Source organism: Neobacillus sp. BP17 (assembly GCF_059579525.1).
This window is the reverse complement of the sequence record NZ_CM184198.1, coordinates 367,840-382,829: the sequence shown is the minus strand read 5'-3', so window position 1 is coordinate 382,829 and position 14,990 is coordinate 367,840. Positions and strand designations below refer to the sequence as shown.

At 42.0% G+C, this 14,990-nt stretch carries 11 protein-coding genes; 1 reads left to right on the top strand and 10 read right to left on the bottom strand.

Going from position 1 to position 14,990, the window contains the following annotated elements; translation table 11 throughout:
* Nucleotides 1-179: 179 nt before the first annotated feature.
* The 6 genes from AC4QJR_RS01905 to AC4QJR_RS01880 form a co-directional block, all read right to left on the bottom strand.
* Complete coding sequence (locus tag AC4QJR_RS01905) at nt 180-821, bottom strand: precorrin-2 dehydrogenase/sirohydrochlorin ferrochelatase family protein (RefSeq protein WP_251463344.1); 642 nt, start codon at nt 819-821, stop codon at nt 180-182.
* Complete coding sequence (gene cobA / locus AC4QJR_RS01900; protein WP_496525086.1) at nt 822-2,270, bottom strand: uroporphyrinogen-III C-methyltransferase; 1,449 nt, start codon at nt 2,268-2,270, stop codon at nt 822-824.
* Between the two features lie 27 nt (nt 2,271-2,297).
* Complete coding sequence (gene nirD, locus AC4QJR_RS01895; protein ID WP_251463345.1) at nt 2,298-2,618, bottom strand: nitrite reductase small subunit NirD; 321 nt, start codon at nt 2,616-2,618, stop codon at nt 2,298-2,300.
* Nucleotides 2,619-2,624: 6 nt separating this feature from the next.
* A complete protein-coding gene (gene nirB, locus AC4QJR_RS01890) occupies nt 2,625-5,039 on the bottom strand; it encodes a nitrite reductase large subunit NirB (RefSeq protein WP_496525085.1) in 2,415 nt (804 codons plus the stop codon).
* Between the two features lie 198 nt (nt 5,040-5,237).
* On the bottom strand, nt 5,238-6,224 hold the full coding sequence (locus AC4QJR_RS01885; protein ID WP_496525084.1) for a hypothetical protein: 987 nt from the start codon (nt 6,222-6,224) through the stop codon (nt 5,238-5,240).
* A 23-nt stretch (nt 6,225-6,247) separates the two neighbouring features.
* On the bottom strand, nt 6,248-6,475 hold the full coding sequence (locus AC4QJR_RS01880; RefSeq protein ID WP_098571072.1) for a hypothetical protein: 228 nt from the start codon (nt 6,473-6,475) through the stop codon (nt 6,248-6,250).
* A gap of 143 nt (nt 6,476-6,618) precedes the next feature.
* Between AC4QJR_RS01880 and AC4QJR_RS01875 the strand changes: the two genes are divergently transcribed.
* A complete protein-coding gene (locus AC4QJR_RS01875; RefSeq protein ID WP_257148364.1) occupies nt 6,619-7,449 on the top strand; it encodes a DUF8832 domain-containing protein in 831 nt (276 codons plus the stop codon).
* A 45-nt stretch (nt 7,450-7,494) separates the two neighbouring features.
* Here the strand turns inward: AC4QJR_RS01875 and pruA are convergent, their stop codons facing one another.
* The 4 genes from pruA to pcrA form a co-directional block, all read right to left on the bottom strand.
* Nucleotides 7,495-9,042: an L-glutamate gamma-semialdehyde dehydrogenase gene (pruA, locus tag AC4QJR_RS01870; RefSeq protein WP_375377304.1), complete on the bottom strand. Its 1,548-nt coding sequence runs from the start codon at nt 9,040-9,042 to the stop codon at nt 7,495-7,497.
* A gap of 413 nt (nt 9,043-9,455) precedes the next feature.
* Entirely contained in the window at nt 9,456-10,613 is a 1,158-nt protein-coding gene (locus AC4QJR_RS01865; RefSeq protein ID WP_496525083.1) for a CamS family sex pheromone protein, read from the bottom strand.
* A gap of 13 nt (nt 10,614-10,626) precedes the next feature.
* Complete coding sequence (ligA, locus tag AC4QJR_RS01860; RefSeq protein WP_098571107.1) at nt 10,627-12,636, bottom strand: NAD-dependent DNA ligase LigA; 2,010 nt, start codon at nt 12,634-12,636, stop codon at nt 10,627-10,629.
* 71 nt (nt 12,637-12,707) lie between these two features.
* The gene (gene pcrA / locus AC4QJR_RS01855; RefSeq protein WP_496525082.1) at nt 12,708-14,984 is read right to left on the bottom strand and encodes a DNA helicase PcrA; all 2,277 of its coding nucleotides are present in this window, start codon (nt 14,982-14,984) and stop codon (nt 12,708-12,710) included.
* Between the last annotated feature and the right edge of the window lie 6 nt (nt 14,985-14,990).

Genomic DNA, 14,990 nt, shown 5'->3' with positions numbered 1-14,990 from the left:
GAACTACATCACCTCTTTGTTATAATACAGAAACAATCTACGTTTTGTATTATATAACACAACTTTCAAAAATGGAACTACTTTTCTGATAATTTTTATAAAAATAGGTAAAAACTACCTAAGGCTTGTACCAAAAGGATAAAAGCCTATAAAAAAAAAGAACGTCCGCAGACATTCTTTTAATTGCTATTATGCGTTTCTTTACAACATGCTTCATATAATCGGATAAAATCCTCTTCCCGATGAACACTAGTTAAGAACTCCGGGCTCACTATAGATTTTAAGAGCTCTCTCTTCAAAGATGGATTAGCTACTTCCTTCAAAATCCATTTTCGTTTCGAGGCGAGAAAGTCAAGATAGCCCTCATAGGAAGCATCAAACTGCTGCTCGAGCTGGTCTCGAATTTGGCTCGCCAGGGTTGGACTCGCCCCGCCTGTTGAGATAGCAATGCTCAAAGACCCTCGTTGAACGTGTGCGGGGACATGAAAATTGGAGCCAGCTGGATCATCAGCAATAGTTACCAATTGATGGGTACCTGCTGACTCCTGAATCGACTGATTGATCTCCCGACTATTTGTTGCCGCAAAAATTAGGAAGGCATTGGCAATGTCACTGGCCGAGAAGGTCTTTTGTTTCCATATGATTCTTCCCTCATGACTAAGCCTTTGGATTTCATCTGTTGCATCCGGGCTGATAACAACCACTTCAGCACCTGTTCCTAGCAGGCCAACCACTTTCCGTTCGGCTACTTTCCCGCCTCCTGCCACCACTACGCTTTTCCCTTCTAATCTTAAGATCACTGGATAGCCTGTTTTCACCATTTACACTTCCCCAACAGGTCGTTCGGCTAAATATTCAACCAAAGCTTCCTTCGTTGCGAATGCCGGCATGCCGTGTGAAGGAAGGCCTGAACTGACAACGGCTTTTTCCGTTTGTCTTCCCATACTGACCACCTGCAGCCCTTTCAATAGTTCAAAGGCTTTCAAATCACACTCTCGTAACGCGTTTATAAACAATTCAACCGAGGCACTGCTCGGGAATATCATCGTATTCAACTCTGCTTCATCTAACATTCTTTTAAAAAGAGGCAAAAACTGCTCATCTAGCTCTTTTTTGCTAGTCACCATGACGTCTCTCGCATCCGTCTTTTTTTTCAAAATGCTATCATCTCCGACAATAAGCAATGAGCTGGATTCTTGCATCTCCTCTGCATGGGCGGCTATAAAGCCATGCTTCTTAAGTGCATTTTTCGATTTAAGAGAAGCTCCATAGAAGTCCGCACGAATGGTTCGGATATCAACTCCATGATTGACTACCGCAGTAAAAAATTCATCGACACTTTCTGGAGAAGTGAAGAGAATTTTTTCGTAAGAAGCCACCTTGGTTAAATCAACCGGCAGCACGGTTTTTTTCCATTTTGGAAACTCTATTACATCAGCTCCACCATCCATTAATGCTTTTGCTAATTCACTAGAGCCCTCACTTGTACGGGCCAGCAGAATTTGCCTGCCATACAGGGGCAATTTTTCAAACCAACTGATTTTTTCACGGAGGGATATGACTTCACCTACCAGAATAATCGACGGATTACTAAACTTAGCCTCTACGACCTTTTCAGAAATATCAGCCAGCGTCCCTTGCAATGTTTTTTGCCGGCCAAATGTACCCCATTGAATCAAAATAACAGGGGTCGACGATGGTTTCCCGTACGTGATGAGATTTTCGCAAATAAATGGTAAGTTGCCGACGCCCATATAAAATGCGATCGTATCGACACCACGGGCCAGTCCTTCCCAGTCGAGCACTGGTTTTCCCTCTTTCGATTTATCATGGGCAGTGACGACTGCAAATGATTCCGCATATTCACGGTGGGTAACAGGAATGCCTGCATAAAGAGGGGCAGCAATCCCCGATGTAATACCAGGAATGATTTCAAAAGGAATCTCATGTTGGGCCAGGGCAGCTGCTTCTTCGCCCACTCTGCCAAACACACCAGGGTCTCCGCCTTTTAAGCGGACCACCCGCTTTCCTTCCAGCGCCTTCTCCACCAATAGTTCATTGATATTTCCTTGGCGGATAATATGGCGATTCGGTAATTTTCCGCAGTAAATCAGTTCGCAATCGGCTGGAGCATATTCCAACAATTTTGGATTGGCAAGCCGATCATATAATATGACCTCTGCTTGTTTAATGGCCTCCATGCCTTTTAAAGTGATTAAACGTACGTCCCCTGGCCCTGCTCCTACTAAAAATACTTTTCCTGTCTTCATCCTGCAGCAATCCTTCCCATTTCCTTCTTATCTGACAATAAACACGATATCGTCCTCTAATTCTACCTTAAATGTCCGCACTTGACCTTCATCCGGTGCCTGTACTTTACCATCTTTTAAAGAAATTTTCCAATCATACACGGGGCAATATACATATTCGCCGCTAATAAGCCCTTCTGAAAGAACGCCGCCTTTCGGATGTGGACTGCGATTTTCAATCGCATATACTTCTCCGCTCGTTACTTTAAAAAGCGCAATATTGGTTTCATCGATTTTAAGTGTATAGCCTGACCGAACTTTTAAATTTGAATAGTTTGCTACTGGAATCCGAGTAATTGTTTGAAGCATAATGAATCACTCCCCCACCTTGATTGTATGTTGTGCATAATATTTATCTTGGATTTCCTCACTTTGAATCGCTTCATTCCAAGGCTCAATATATTTTTTCAATGTTTTATCCATGCGCTCGTTTAAAGCCCTTCGCGTTTCTTCGTTAGCGAGCACTTCTCTGACATGTTCTAAACCAACACGTTCTACCCATTTTGACGTACGCTCCAAGTAATTGGCCGTTTCACGGTAATATTGAATATAAGCACCTGTCATTTCCATCACTTCGTCCTGTGTTTTCACCGTACATAACAGGTCACCTGCACGGAGGTCGACGCCGCCGTTACCTGCCACATAAATCTCCCAGCCGCCGTCAATACCGACAAAACCAATGTCTTTAATGCCTGCTTCGGAGCAGTTTCGCGGACAGGCAGATACGCCCATTTTAACTTTATGCGGGGTATCAAGGCGCTCAAATTTCTTTTCTAATTCAATTCCAAGGGCCATCGAATCTTGTGTGCCATAGCGGCAGAATTGTGCACCAACACACGTTTTCACCGTACGAAGTGTTTTACCATAGGCATAACCTGATGGCATGTCCAACTCTTCCCACATGGCTGGCAGGTCTTCTTTTTTCACCCCGAACAAGCCAATTCGCTGCCCGCCTGTCAATTTCACGAGTGGTACTTCATACTTTTCGGCAATCTCAGCAATTTTCTTCAAATCAGCTGCCGTTGTTACCCCGCCATACATCCTTGGGACAACAGAATAAGTTCCATCTTTTTGGATGTTAGCATGCATTTTTTCATTGACGAGACGAGAGTCACGATCATCTTTGTATTCATCCATATGAATCATACCTAAGTAGTAGTTAATGGCAGGACGGCATTTGGTACAGCCCTCCTCATTGTTCCACTCAAGTACGTGCATGACTTCCTTCACACTTGTTAAGCCTTTTTCTTTGATTTCAGCCAACAATTCTTCACGGCTTATTGTAGTGCAGCCACAGATACTTGTTTTTTGAGCTGCCGCTGCATCAAATTGATCTCCAAGTGTGTATGCGAGAATACTGCTAACCATTGGCTTACAGCGACCGCAAGAACGGCCGGCATTCGTGCAATGGCTCACTTGGTCTAAAGTAGTTAATCCCTGTGTTTTAATCGCTTCAACAATGGCACCTTTTGTGACTCCGTTACAGCCACAAACCAATTCGTCATTTGGCATAGAGGCCACATCATCAGTCCCGCCTTCACCAGTGCATTCGGTATGGAATATTGATACACCGCTGATGTCCTCTTTTTTAGTCAGCATTCGATATAATCTAGTACTGTCTTTTGTGTCACCATATAGGACGATCCCTACAATCAAGTTGTTTCTAGTAAGCACTCGTTTATAGAGACCTTCGTACTCATTGTAGATCATGATCGATTTGGTTGTACCATCCTCAAAGATTTCTCCAGCAGAGAAAAGATCAACGCCCGCTACCTTTAACTGAGTACCTGTAACAGAGCCTTCATATGGGTTCGTTTCGGTACCACAAATGCGGCTGGCAAGGATTTTTCCTTGTTCATATAAAGGCGCAACCAAACCATAAACAATTTCCCGATGCTCCGCACATTCTCCGACTGCATACACATGTGGGACACTCGTTTCCATAAAGTCATTGACGACAATGCCGCGATTTACATAGATGCCGCTGTTTTTTGCCACTTCCGTATTCGACTTAATTCCAATCGCCATGACAACCAAGTCTGCTTCCACTTGTGAGCCATCCTTAAAGCGGAGGCCAGTAACACGCTCGTCACCGAGAATTTCCACCGTTTCCTTTTCCATTAAGAAATTCATGCCTTGTCCTTCAAGTTCCGCCTTAAGTAGTGAGGATGCAACTGGGTCCAACTGGCGCTCCATTAGATGCGGCATTAGATGAACTACATCAACGGTCATTCCTAAGTTCAGCAAGCCTCTTGCAGCTTCTAGTCCGAGTAGTCCTCCGCCGATGACGACAGCCTTTTTATATTGCTGCGCTGCTTTGATCATCATTTCGCAATCATGGATATCACGAAACCCTGTCACACCTTGTTTGTCTGCGCCTGCAATTGGCAGAATAAAAGAATTCGAGCCAGTAGCAATGATCAAATCATCATACTCGACTTTCCGGCCAAGATGACTATTTACTCGTTTTGTGTCCACATCAATGCTAACAATGGATTCGCCAGTGTATAATTGAATATTATTTTCTTTATACCAATCTATTGGATTAATAATGATATCTTCAAAGTTTATATCCCCTTGAAGGATATTTGATAGTTTGATCCGATTATAGTTTGGATACGGCTCTTGGCCAAAAATTGTGATCTCTAAGGGTTCAGCAGATACTTTTAGAATCTCCTCAATTGTTCTAACTCCTGCCATCCCGTTCCCGATCATCACTAGTTTTTTCATTTTTGGATCGCTCCTTATATGTTAAATCTATATTTTTAAATATTATAAGATTTTCTTTATAGTTACATTGTAAAGGCTAGTGTTGATAAAAATTGTGAAGTACGTCACATTCTAACTTTAACTTGTGAATAAATTCACATAACTGTCAAAATCTCGCTGTAAACAAAAAAAAATAGCACACATTGTATGCTATTTTGGTTAAACAACTTTTTTCTCTGTTTTTTGTAAAGGGTATGGTTTAACCCATAAATTTATTGATGGTACCAGTACTCCAATGACAGCGACCGGAACAAGTTCCCATAATTCCAGCGGCGGTGTGATGAGTATTCCTGAGATATGAATCAGATACAGGGCGATAAAGTAAGCGATGCTGCCCACAACCCCGGCTAATCGAGAGTATTTTCTAATTAATAAGAAGCTTAATGGAATGAATAATAGCGTGATTGGAACATAGGAGGTAGGGTAACCAACGGAGTAAAAAATGGCTTTTCCGACAAATCGAAATAAGATATATAGTGCTGTCGCCATAACTGGGATCGTATAATCCCGGCAAAAGCGAATAATTAAAATCGTTAGGAGAGCAACCATTAGGATGGAATAGATCGGATATACCCATTCTGGAATGCCGCCAAAAATCTGGGAGGCCGGGTCTGAGATTAATTCAAGGATTTCTTTTGAAGCAATTGACCTTCCATGAATGTATTGATCATAGGAGATCGCACCATTTTCCTGCTGCATATTCGGAAACATTAAGCATTCAAGGAGATACATCGCAAACCAAGTATGAAGGGACTTCCATGACGGTTGAATTTCTCTCGTATGGATAAAATACCCGCGCCATACGCTGATGATCATCATACTCGTTCCGATATAATAAATAAAATGAGTCGGACTCCAGGTAGTTAAATCAATTCCATACGCAATATGGTACGTAAAATCTAAGGGAATGCCAATTAGAAATAAAACATATCCAATTGTAATAAGATTCCTTGAAAATCGGTCCATAAAGTGTGGACTCCGCCACTCTTGTAATAACAAAAAGGCCCCTAAGATAAATCCAATCGTATTGACAATATGGGGAATAGAGTATTCCTCAAATAAATATCTAAAATGATAGGAAGCATCCCATGCAGATCCTATGAATTTCAATAGAAAGGCAAGTACCCACAAACGGTAATATTTCAATGATAACATCTCCCCTCTTTCCCTCATCCAAGCAGGTCGAATATATCCCCAAAGATGGCAATTAGGATATAATTGATGGCTAAAGCAATTGCAAACGTTATTCCCGAGGCTCGAACAGGCTTCTGTCGAAATAATTTATAAATAAATACAATCCCTGCTGTAACAACAAAAACATTACAGAGTAAAAAGGTCCACAGTAAACTTTCACTGTGTTCGACGGTTGTGACGTGAAATAGATACAATGGAATCAATTCTATAATCCCCCATACTTTACTTCCTTTTGCCTACTCCTATTTTATCATTATTTATATGCTAAGGAACTTACTAATTACATAAAATTCTTGCAATGGTTGAATTAGGTAATGTATTTTATAGAAAGTAAGTTTGTTTATGAATGGAGGAATTCCAACTGAAAAAGTCCATAATCGTTATTTCCCTTTTGTACATGGCACTTTTATCTGCTTGTAATCCGATTAGAGTCCCGAAGTCGTCGGGGATGGACCATGGAATGAGTGCCACTCCAACTGATGTCATTCCCACAAAGTCTGAATGGAAAATCGAGGATCATCCCAACGCAAACAAGGAAATACCCATTTCAGTGTTCATTAAGGATGAATCAAATAAACCAATTCAATCGTTTGATACGGTTCATGAGAAAAAAATGCATCTCTTTATTTTTAGTAAGGATTTAGCTTATTTTTCTCACATCCATCCAAATTATAAGGGGAAAGGCGAATTTGCTTTTACCACAAAGTTCCCTGCCGGCGGAGATTATATGCTTCTGTCTGAATTTACTCCTAAGGGTGGAGGGGACCCTAGCGTAGAAAGTCATTGGGTCGAAATTGAGGGGAAGACCACAAAAGAGCAGCCCCTCGTCCCGGATCAGAAGCTGACCAAAGTCGTCGATGGAAAAAAAGTGGCGCTTTCCTTTGACCATTTGATGGCAGGAATGACGGTTCACATGAATTTTACAATAAGTGACGCTGCCAGCGGCCAACCGATTAAAAACTTACAGCCTTATTTAGGCGCCTTGGGGCATGCCGTTGCCATAAGTGATGATGTGGAAAAATATTTGCACATCCATCCGATGACAACGGAAGGAAACGGTCCAAAGGTCACCTTTATGACCGTGTTTCCTGAAAAGGGGATCTATAAGGTGTGGGGCCAGTTTCAACAGGATGGGAAAGTATTTACCGTTCCGTTTGTGATAGATGTGGCAAAGTAAAAACAAACCCCTTCTCGTTCTCGAGAAGGGGTTTCACTTTTATTATTAATACATTTCAGAAGTTGTTTTTGCCTGCATATGAAGCAATAAGTAGTCAGGACCGCCTGCTTTGGAGTCAGTTCCGGACATATTAAAGCCGCCAAATGGCTGATAACCAACAATCGCTCCAGTACAAGAACGGTTGAAGTAAAGATTACCAACATGGAAGTCTTCACGAGCTTGTTCTAGGTGTTCACGATTCGTCGTGATTACCGCACCCGTTAAGCCATACTCTGTGTTGTTGGCAATTTCAATAGCATGAGTGAAATCTTTCGCTTTTGTAAATCCAACAACTGGACCAAAGATTTCTTCCTGCATGATGCGCGCATCTGGAGCAAGGTCAGCAATTACAGTTGGCTTGATGAAGTAACCCTTAGAATTATCTCCTTCGCCTCCAGCCATTAACTTACCTTCTTGCTTGCCGATTTCAACGTATTCCATGATTTTTTTGAACGCATTATTGTCGTTTACTGGACCCATGTATGTTCCTTGTTCTGCAGGGTCACCCACCGTTAATTGGTTCGTTAATTCAACCACGCGGTTTAAGACTGTATCATAAACATCCTCAACGATGACTGCCCGTGAACATGCTGAACATTTTTGACCTGAGAAGCCAAATGCACCGGCAACAATAGATTGTGCTGCAAGTTCAAGATCTGCCTCACTGTCAACGACAATCGTATCTTTTCCGCCCATTTCAGCGATTAAACGCTTCATCCATACTTGACCTGGGTTCACTTTTGAAGAACGTTCGAAAATGCGAAGTCCAACATCACGTGAACCAGTAAAGCTGATAAAGCGAGTATCTTTGTGGTCAACTAAATAATCGCCCACTTCAGCACCACTGCCTGGTACAAAGTTTAAGACGCCCTTAGGAAGACCCGCCTCTTCCATAACTTCCACAAACTTCGCTGCAACTACTGGAGTTGTAGAAGCTGGTTTTAATAGAACCGTGTTCCCAGCTACAATCGCTGCCACAGTCGTACCAGCCATAATCGCTAATGGGAAGTTCCAAGGTGAAATGATAATTCCCACGCCTAGCGGAATATAATTGTAACGGTTAAATTCGTTTGGACGGCTATTTACTGGCACACCATCTTTAATGGCCAGCATTTGGCGTCCATAATATTCAAGGAAGTCAATCGCTTCTGCTGTATCTGCATCAGCTTCTCTCCATGGCTTACCTGCTTCTTTTGTTAAAAGAGCAGAAAACTCATGCTTGCGGCGGCGAATGATCGTTGCTGCTTTAAAAAGTACATCAGCACGAACTTCTGCCTTTGTTTTTTTCCAAGTTTTAAATGCTTCAACGGCTGCTTGCATCGCTTTTTCAGCTAGATCTTGGCTGGCTTTTGACACGCTGCCAATGATTTCTTGCGTATTGGAAGGGTTATAGGAAACGATTTTATCTTCAGTTTTAATTCTTTCTCCGCCAATAACTAGATCGTAATCCTGACCTAAATAACTTTCAACTGTTTCTAATCCTTTTAGATAGGCCTGGCGGTTTTCCTCAATTGTAAAATCTGTAAAGGGTTCGTGTTTGTAAGGTTGGACCATTTCTTAAACCTCCTATGTATTAAAAACGTTTACAATCCACTTTTCATTCTAACATGTTTCTTTTCTTTGTAGCAATTGATAGTCAATTCTAAAAATAGAAGGCTTTCCTTGCACAAAAGGCAGTGGATTTTCCTCAAATTTTGTTATTTTTCCATGTACATCTCCTTCTAATTACTCTGAAATTGTAGAGAAATAGGTTCTATCGGCGAATTTCTGTATTCAATCAGCGAATATTTAGGTTTAATCAGCGAATTTCCATGTTCAATCAGCGAATCGAAATTGGTGCCTCAATTATTGGGGTTGGTGCTAAAAAAATCAGCTGTACCATGGCCCCATGTACATTTAATCAATCGTTTGATTAGTTTCTTTATCATGCTTGGAAATAAAAAAAAGAACCAGCATAATGCCGGATCTTATTGATAAATATGGACAAATGGTTCGGTTTCATTCGCCTTGCGTACAATCAAGGCTTCTGGTCCGTCTACTGATGTAACACTTACCGTAACGGATAAATACTTAGGAAAATGTTCCATGACAAGTCCGGTGACATATTGAGCAAAGCCAATCCCTTCCGTTTTTCCATAGAATTGAATCGGGATATTAATATTCAAATCCTGCAGTTGATCTCCGATATAAAAGGCCCTTCCGATTACGCCATTATAATTAGGAAAGTACTCTTCCACATCCTGCTTAAAGTTTAAAAATGCAGTCAGGTCATCACGGTGTGCATTCTTTGCTTCGTTGGAGGGAAAAAGAAAGTACTTTTCATTTACCTTTTCCCAGCTGTTTAAGGTCGCACTGCCTTCGTCGATAGTGGCATAAGTAATGAAGTTACCAGGAACAACAGATGATTTGCTTGCCTGTTCAAACAGGGCAATCGTAATCGGAACATTCTTTAAGTTTTTCATGTTCCTCATGCGCTTTACTACTTCTGCTGCAATTTTCTTTCCTTCCCTGACGAGTTCTGAATGAGGAATTTTTTGCTCAAAGGTATCCCCGTCTGCTGTTTTTTTATAATAATAAACGGAATTTAAGGCAAGACCAATCGTAACACCACCGAGCGTTACATTCCCTTTATCATTTTTTATTAAATAGTCGTGCTCTAATATATGAGCTAAATAAATCGGCGAGCTCGGTTCACCTTTTTTACCTGTGTCAACAGGGTTTAGGCCGGTATTTTTGGCCTCTTTAATTTTCTTGTCTGTTAACTGTGCTTTTGTATATTTACGGTTTAACCAACGTCGTATTTCATCTTCCTTGATTTCCTGTCCTTCTCGAAATAAATATTTTTCCGTATCAAACGAATTTTGGGCAATTCGCATGAGGCCCATTTCAAACTCGTTTAAGTCATATCTTGTATTTATATTATTTACGACCAATCCGCGCGCTTCCCCTGGTTCAAACGGCAATATTGTCCGATAATAGCTGTCTGAAATATTATATTTTGGAATAATTGCCTTCCCTTCCACTTTCTCCTTTGTTTGCACCGTTTCATTTTGCTTCTCAAAATTTGGTGCACAGGCACTCAGAAAAAAGACAAGGGAGAGAGCGAGCAATGAGAATTTTCTCACGTTGATACACCTCTTATTTATTTAATTCAGCTAGGAGTTTCTCCTCGTCCCACACTTCAATTCCTAGTTCTTGTGCTTTGGTTAATTTAGATCCTGCATCCTCACCTGCAATAACCAGATGTGTCTTTTTGCTGACACTGCCAGCCACATTTCCACCAAGCGCTTCGATTTTATCCTTCGCTTCATTTCTGGATAATTGTTCGAGCTTTCCAGTGAGAACCACTGTCTTACCTGCAAAAATGGAATCAGACTCATCCGCAGCAACGGGCCTTGCACCCTTATATTCCATATTGACACCGGCTGCGGCTAATTCGTTGATTAACTCGACTGCTTCTTCTTTTTCAAAATAGGCAACAATCGAATCCGCCATTTTATCACCGATTTCATTAATGGCCAGTAAATCATCTTTAGATGCCTGTGCAAGTTTGTCCATTGTACCAAATTGCTGCGCGAGCGTCTTTGCAGCTTTGGCCCCTACATGACGAATCCCTAATCCAAATAAAAGTTTTTCTAGTGAATTTGCTTTTGAAATTTCGATCGCTTTGATTAGATTCGTTGCAGATTTCTCCCCCATTCTTTCAAGGGCTAACAGCTGTTCACGGGTCAGTTTATAAATGTCAGCAACATCTTCAACTAATTTTTCGGCAAAAAGCTGGCTAATTACTTTTTCACCAAGGCCATCGATGTTCATAGCGACTCTTGAAACAAAATGAATTAAGCCTTCCCGAAGTTGTGCCGGGCACTTAGGATTGATACAACGCAAGGCTACTTCGCCTTCCAAACGGACCAGTTCACTTTCACACTCCGGACAATGCGTTGGCATGTGGAATTCCACTTCTTCGCCCGTACGCTGATCTGCCAAAACATTGACCACCTCTGGTATAATATCGCCTGCTTTTTTAACAACGACTTTGTCACCTAGTTTAATATCTTTTTCACGGATTAAATCTTCGTTATGCAGAGAGGCACGTTGAACGGTTGTTCCTGCCACTTTAACAGGCTCAAGAATCGCCGTTGGAGTAATCACACCGGTTCTGCCTACACTTAACTCGATATTTAAAAGGGTGGTGACCACTTCTTCTGCAGGGAATTTATATGCAATTGCCCAACGCGGGCTTTTTGCAGTCGTTCCGAGTGCTGTTTGATGGGCATAGGAATCTACTTTAATAACAATCCCGTCTATTTCATAAGCAAGATGCGGACGCTTCTCCACCCAGCTGTTTACATATTCAATGACTTCATCAATGGAAGCACATTTTTTTCGCTCTTGATTGGTTTTAAACCCGAGACGATCTAGGTAATCTAGACCTTCGCTATGTGAATCGATTCCACTGCTTTCACTAATATTACCGATTCCATATAAAAAGACATCCAGCCTTCTAGATGCTGCTATTTTAGGATCCAGTTGTCTCAGCGACCCTGCCGCTGCGTTCCTTGGATTCGCAAACAACTCCTCACCGCGTTCTGCTCGCGCCTGATTCAAGGCCTCAAACGAACGTTTTGGCATAAAGGCTTCCCCGCGTACTTCCATGGACACATTTTCACGCAAACGCAGCGGGACAGACTTAATCGTTTTTATATTAGCCGTGATATCTTCACCAATGGTCCCATCTCCACGGGTTGCACCTTGGATAAAGAGCCCATCCTCATACCGTAAAGAGACAGCAAGACCGTCTATTTTCAACTCACATACATAGGAAGAATCCTCACCGACCGCTTGACGTGTACGGCGGTCAAAATCCTTTAAGTCTTGTTCATTAAAGGCATTGCCGAGACTAAGCATCGGGGTACGGTGCTCGACTTTTTCAAACAAATCGAGTACGGCACCGCCAACCCGTACTGACGGGGAATCAGCTGTTTTTAATTGTGGGAACTTTTCCTCAAGCTCCAATAACTCTTGCATTAATTGGTCATATTCAGCATCTGGTACGGAAGGTTTGTCTAACACATAATATTCATAGCCATAGTGGTTTAGCAGGCTGCTTATTTCTGCAATTCTCTTTTCTGCAGTTTGAAGGTCCATATATCCAGTCCTTTCTAAAAGGATTTTCATGAGCAGCTCCCGAGCGGCTCATGAAATTTTTCTCTAGGTATTTATGCTTTCGTAATCGGAGCAAATTTAGCTAACAGACGTTTGATTCCAACCGGACTCGGAAAAGCAATATCGAGCTCCGTTCCCTCCCCTTGTCCTTTTACACTGACAACGGTTCCTGTGCCCCATTTTCCGTGCTGGGCTTTATCGCCCACCTTCCAGCCGAGTTCCTCTCCTCCAGCAGACGCAGCGGAAACAGGCCGCATAACTGGTTTTCTTGCCGAAGCCGGTGTACTAAATGAGGTCTTCGGCATTCCGAATGAGGCGCTTCGCGCAGAACCAAATGATTTACCAGTTGATCCAAATGGCGAACTCAGCTTTTTCTCTGCCGGTTCAACTCCCTCTATCAGGTCCGCAGGGATTTCCTTAATAAAGCGGGAAGGCGGGTTCATATTGGTCCGTCCAAATAATGTCCGCATTTGGGCATTGGTCAGGAACAGTGTTTGCTCCGCTCTAGTGATTCCTACATAGGCAAGACGGCGCTCCTCTTCCATTTCTACTTCTTCCATCAACGAACGGCTATGCGGGAAGACTCCTTCTTCCATTCCGATTAAGAAGACTACTGGGAATTCAAGACCTTTTGCCGAGTGAAGGGTCATCAGCGTAATCGAATCAACCTTTTCTTGGGTATCTTCATCAAGGGCATCAATATCAGCAACAAGGGCCAAATCAGTTAAAAAGGCGACTAGACTCTTGTCTTCACTTGCATCTTCAAAGCTTTTTGTTACTGACAATAATTCCTCAAGGTTTTCAAGACGGCTTTGTGCTTCCAGCGATTTTTCCGCCTTCAGCATTTCACGGTACCCTGTTTTATCTAGAACTTCTTCAACGAGTTCTGTAACAGAAAGATACTCTTGCATGTTCGTATAATTACCAATTAAATCACGAAATTCCCGTGCTGCCTTCGTGATTTTCGGGCTTAGTCCTAACAATTCAACAGATTCAAGTGCTTGATAAATGGATATATCATGCATATCAGCAAAATTGGCGATTTTATCGAGTGAGCTTGATCCTATTCCGCGTTTTGGCACATTGATAATTCTGCGTAAACTGATATCATCATCAGGATTCGAAATTAACCGTAAATAAGCAAGCATGTCCTTAATTTCTTTTCTGTCATAGAACTTTGTTCCGCCGACGATGGAGTATTCGATATTTGATTTAAGCAGTACTTCCTCCATCACACGGGACTGAGCATTCGTACGATAAAGAATGGCAATGTCGGTTAATTTGTGCTCATTATTCCGAGTTAATTCTTTAATTTTCCCAGCAACAAATTGCGCTTCACTCTGCTCGCTGTCGGCTCGGTAATAAACCAGCTTATTCCCTTCAGGGTTTTCGGTCCAAAGATTCTTCGCTTTTCGGTTCAGGTTGTTTTCGATCACTTTGTTGGCAGCTAGAAGGATTCTTTTTGTAGAGCGATAGTTTTGCTCTAGTAAAATAACTGTGGCATTCGGGTAGTCTTTTTCGAAAGAAAGGATATTGGCAATATCCGCCCCGCGCCAACGGTAAATGGATTGGTCTGAATCCCCGACCACGCATAAATTTTTAAAACGGCTTGCCAGCTGCTTTACGAGCAGATACTGGGCTTTGTTGGTATCTTGATACTCATCGACATGGATATATTGAAACTTGCGCTGATAGTATTCGAGAACATCTGGAACGCGTTTGAATAATTGAATGGTCATCATAATGAGGTCATCAAAGTCGAGTGCCTGATTTTTTCGCAATCTCTTTTGGTATTCTTCGTACACCTTAGCGACGACATCCTCAAAATAGCCTCCGCCTGCTTTCTTATATTCTTCCGGGTCAATCAACTCATTTTTAGCTGAACTGATTGATCCTAGAATCGCACGGGGATCAAATTTCTTCGGATCAATATTTTTTTCCTTTAGGATTGTCTTCACCACGGATTGCTGATCGGTAGAATCAAGAATCGTAAAATTCCGGTTGAAACCAATTCGGTCGATATCCCTGCGTAAAATTCTTACACACATCGAGTGAAAAGTGGAAATCCATATTTCTTCGGCAGCTCCGCCCATCATTTTTCCAATCCGTTCTCTCATCTCTCGAGCGGCTTTATTTGTAAATGTAATTGCCAAAATATTATAAGGATTCACCCGTTTTTCTACGATTAAATATCCAATTCGATGAGTAAGCACCCTAGTCTTGCCACTTCCGGCTCCAGCCATTAGTAACAGCGGCCCATCGGTTGTTTTCACAGCACTTTGCTGTTCTGGATTCAGTCCGTTTAATAGCTTATCACTTAAATATTGCATATTATC

Coding starts and splice junctions, on each gene's coding strand:
- cobA (WP_496525086.1), bottom strand. CDS start 2,270: ATGAAGACAGGAAAAGTATTTTTAGTAGGAGCAGGGCCAGGGGACGTA.
- AC4QJR_RS01905 (WP_251463344.1), bottom strand. CDS start 821: ATGGTGAAAACAGGCTATCCAGTGATCTTAAGATTAGAAGGGAAAAGC.
- nirD (WP_251463345.1), bottom strand. CDS start 2,618: ATGCTTCAAACAATTACTCGGATTCCAGTAGCAAACTATTCAAATTTA.
- pruA (WP_375377304.1), bottom strand. CDS start 9,042: ATGGTCCAACCTTACAAACACGAACCCTTTACAGATTTTACAATTGAG.
- pcrA (WP_496525082.1), bottom strand. CDS start 14,984: ATGCAATATTTAAGTGATAAGCTATTAAACGGACTGAATCCAGAACAG.
- AC4QJR_RS01875 (WP_257148364.1), top strand. CDS start 6,619: ATGGAGGAATTCCAACTGAAAAAGTCCATAATCGTTATTTCCCTTTTG.
- ligA (WP_098571107.1), bottom strand. CDS start 12,636: ATGGACCTTCAAACTGCAGAAAAGAGAATTGCAGAAATAAGCAGCCTG.
- nirB (WP_496525085.1), bottom strand. CDS start 5,039: ATGAAAAAACTAGTGATGATCGGGAACGGGATGGCAGGAGTTAGAACA.